The organism is Bartonella taylorii 8TBB, from assembly GCF_902825155.1.
GTDB lineage: Bacteria > Pseudomonadota > Alphaproteobacteria > Rhizobiales > Rhizobiaceae > Bartonella > Bartonella taylorii_A.
Window position 1 is genome coordinate 1 of record NZ_CADEAG010000025.1, and the last position, 3,710, is coordinate 3,710.

General features: G+C 44.5%; 4 protein-coding genes. All 4 read left to right on the forward strand.

Translation table 11 applies throughout. The features are described 5' to 3' along the window. Positions 1-348: 348 nt before the first annotated feature. Complete coding sequence (locus tag J7R13_RS08390) at positions 349-930, forward strand: hypothetical protein (RefSeq protein ID WP_208438266.1); 582 nt, start codon at positions 349-351, stop codon at positions 928-930. Then, positions 923-2,851 carry a phage terminase large subunit family protein gene (locus J7R13_RS08395; RefSeq protein ID WP_208438267.1) on the forward strand — a complete coding sequence of 643 codons (1,929 nt, stop codon included), beginning with the start codon at positions 923-925 and terminating at the stop codon, positions 2,849-2,851. The genes J7R13_RS08390 and J7R13_RS08395 overlap by 8 nt, the downstream gene beginning before the upstream one ends. A gap of 3 nt (positions 2,852-2,854) precedes the next feature. Further along, entirely contained in the window at positions 2,855-3,103 is a 249-nt protein-coding gene (locus J7R13_RS08400) for a phage head-tail joining protein (RefSeq protein WP_208433256.1), read from the forward strand. Then, positions 3,103-3,710: phage portal protein (locus J7R13_RS08405; RefSeq protein ID WP_208438268.1), on the forward strand; the 608-nt coding region annotated here is incomplete at its 3' end. The genes J7R13_RS08400 and J7R13_RS08405, both read left to right, overlap by 1 nt.

Here is a 3,710-nt window from a genome sequence, read left to right on the forward strand (position 1 = left end):
ACACTACTCACTTTAATTGTAATTTTTAAAGCAAATTATCACTTATGCTTTGGTTCTTTCCATAAAAAATACAATAAAATCAATGCAAAAGGTACTTCCCGGCGGGTTGGGTCTGTTGCGGGGCAGGACAGCGCGAACTATCGCTAGCGACAGAATTTTCAAATTGACTGTACATTGTACACTTAACTCATTGATAAATAATGATTTCAATATGTACAGTATGATATGTAAAATGTCTCCTTATCGCATTGAAGCCCGTTTTTCAGTTCGTGACGTAAAGCTTTCTTTCTTAGTACGCCGAAAGCCCCATTCCTCAAGATGAGAAAAAAATCAAGACAAGGAGCAACTATGAATAAGAAGCATCGTGAGGGTCTATCGGTTCGTGCGTTTGCGAAGAAGATGCGGGTTTCGCCTAATGCAGTGGTTTCTCGGATAAAGACAGGCAAATTTGATGCAGCTCTTTTTGAAGATGGTTCTGTCAATGAAGCCCTTGCAACAGCTATCTGGAATGAGAATCCAACAAAACGCCCTGCCTCACTTTTAGCGCCTGATGGAAAGGTGCGGACAAAGATCAAACAAGCCTCCACAGATGGTGCTAATGAATACAAGATAAAACTGGAGCGAATGCAAGTTGCGCTTGAAAGCGAAAAGATTGCACTTGAACGATTGCGCGAAACCACTGTTGATCGAGAAGAAATGAAAAAGGCAGCGCGTGAGTTTGGAAGAGCGCACCGTGATGCTATGTTGAATTTTCCCCATCGTTTTGGTGCGAGCATTGCTGCACAAGTTGGATGTGATGCAGCCAGCCTTATTGGTGCTATTGATTATACTATGAGAACAGCTTTGCTTGAGGCGGTTAATATTCCAGTGCCTTTTCATGATCCTCATTCTCCAGAGTTAGAGCACTTGCAAGAAATGAATAATGGATGACAATGCCGTCGAAGAATTTTTCGCCAATGCCAATGATGCACGACAACCAGACCCACCATACACGGTTTCGCAATGGGCAGATAAGAATAGGTATCTTAGCACCGTAGCAAGTGCTGAGCCTGGGCTTTGGAGAACAAAGCGTACCCCTTATTTGCGCGAAATCATGGATAACCTTTCCTCTTATGTGCCAATTGAAACAACCATTGTCATGAAAGGCGCGCAGATCGGCATGTCAGAAGCAGGATTGAACTTCTGCGGTTATGCCATTCATTATAGTCCGGGACCTGCCCTTTATGTGATGCCAACGGTTGAGACAGCGAAGAAATTGTCAAAGACGCGTCTTGACCCAATGATTATGGCAAGCCCTGCTTTAAGCGAACGCATTGCCCCAGCGCGGGCACGCGACAGCGGCAATACAATGTTTTCGAAAGAGTTTGATGGTGGGGCATTGATGCTTACAGGAGCCAACAGTGCTGCCGGTTTGCGTTCCATGCCTATTCGTTATCTGATTTTTGATGAGGTTGATGCCTATCCTCTCAGTGTGGATAACGAAGGTGATCCGGTGATGATAGCGGAAAAGCGGACCTCAACCTTTGTGCAGAGAAAGATTTTTAAATTGTCCACGCCAACACACCGTGACACAAGCCGTATCGCCAAAGATTTCGTGCTAGGAGACCAGCGATATTACAATGTCCCTTGTGATGCGTGTGGTGTTCTACAGCCCATTGTTTGGTCACAAATCAAGTGGCCAAAAGGTGCTCCTGAAAAAGCTGTTTTTGTTTGTGCGCATTGTGGTCATGAACATGCTGAGCACAGAAAAACAGATCTCATGTGTGAAGAAAGAGGAGCATGTTGGGTACCAACCAGTGAGTCAAGCAGACCGAATTTGCGTTCTTACCATATTTCGGCACTCTATTCACCTTGGCTTACTTGGGGGGAATGCGCAAGAGAGTTTTTAGATGCCAAGGATGATCCGGCACTTTTGCAGCCTTTTATCAACACAGTGCTTGGAGAGCCATGGGAGGATAGAACCGGCGAAGTTGTTGACCCTGATAGCCTCTATGCAAAACGTGAAGATTATCCCCTTGCACCAGAACAAGCCGTGTTGTTGACAGCGGGTATTGATGTGCAAAATGACCGGTTAGAACTGGAAGTAGTGGGATGGGGACGCAGTGAAGAAAGCTGGCATATTGATTATCACGTCATTCCTGGTGATCCCTCTTCTTTTGAAGTATGGGACCAATTGGATGAATATCTTACAAGACGCTGGCCGCATCTAGGTTACAAAGACGGCATAAAGATAACGGCGGCTTGTATTGATACCGGTGGTGGACACACACAGGCGGTTTATAATTACGTGCGGCCCCGTGAGGGGCGGCGTATCTGGGGAATTAAGGGACAAGCGGGATGGCGTGCAGTATGGCCGCGCCGTCCAAGTAGAAACAACAAAGGACAGATTAATCTCTATATTGTTGGTGTTGATGCAGCAAAAGATATTATCACGGCACGGTTTAAAAAATCTGGTCCTGAAGCATCGGGTGCTGGTGCAACGCATTTTCACAAAAACCTTGATCGAGAATATTTTGATCAGCTGACCGCTGAAAGAAAAGTCATCAAATATTTTAAAGGCTTCAAGCGCATTGAATGGCAAAAAAGCGAAAAAGCAAGAAATGAAGCCTTGGATTGTAGGGTCTATGCTTATGCGGCTTTACAAGGTCTGATTTCGGCGGGAATAAACCTTAATCGAGAAGTCGATATCTTAGAAGAGCGTCTGGAAAAACTTAAAATTGAAGGCTCTTTAGAGCAGTCAACACCAAGACATGCCCCCTCTCCTGCTCCAAGAAGATCTCAGACAGCACAGCCTCAAAAGAAGCAATTCAGAACGATGATGAATCCTTATATGCGAGGGGATTGGAGGTAATTTGTGGGTGAAACTTTAGAACCAATTAACAGCAAATTTTCGAGACTTGAAAGTTTAAAAAGGCGGCGTGAGCAAATTGAAGAGGCTCTTTATTCGGGAGCGCAATCGGTGCGCCATGGCGATAAGCAAGTAAGCAATCGTTCTGTTGAGGAACTTCGCAGAGCGCTTGAGATGCTGAACACACAAATAGCGGATCTTGAAGGACGCAAGCGTTCACGCGTTTTCTATTTTAATATATCACGAGGCTATTAATGGCTGGTTTTTTTAATAAACTCACAGGCTTTTTTACAATTTCTCGTCAACACAATCCCCATTTTGAAGCTGCAAGTAAAAGCCGTCGCATGGGTGGTTTTGACCCAGCCAAAAAACATATCAATAAAGCCATTGAGGAATGCGGTGATACCATTGTTGCCCGTTCAAGATGGCTTTATGACAATGAAGCTCTTTATGGGTCTGCAACAGAGGAATGGGTCTCTGCGGCTGTAAGTGATGGGATTAAACCTTATCCTCGTATTGAAGGTTTTCAAGAAGAAAAGAAAAAGCTTTTAGACTTGTGGTGGCAATGGGTTGATGAAGCGGACTATGATGAAGATGCCAATTTTTATGGACTTCAAGCAACGATTGCACGAGAGGTCTTTTTAACCGGAGAATGCTTTGTAAGATTACATTATGTTGACCTCTACGGGCGCTCTGGTGTGCCACTTCAGTTGCAAGTTTATCCCACTGAAATGCTGGATCTCACTTATAATGGACCTGCTGAGATTGAAGGCAATTACATTCGTATGGGAATTGAATTTAATGCCAGTGGTAAGCGCGTTGCTTATCATTTCTGGGAACATCACCCCTATGATGATGTCCC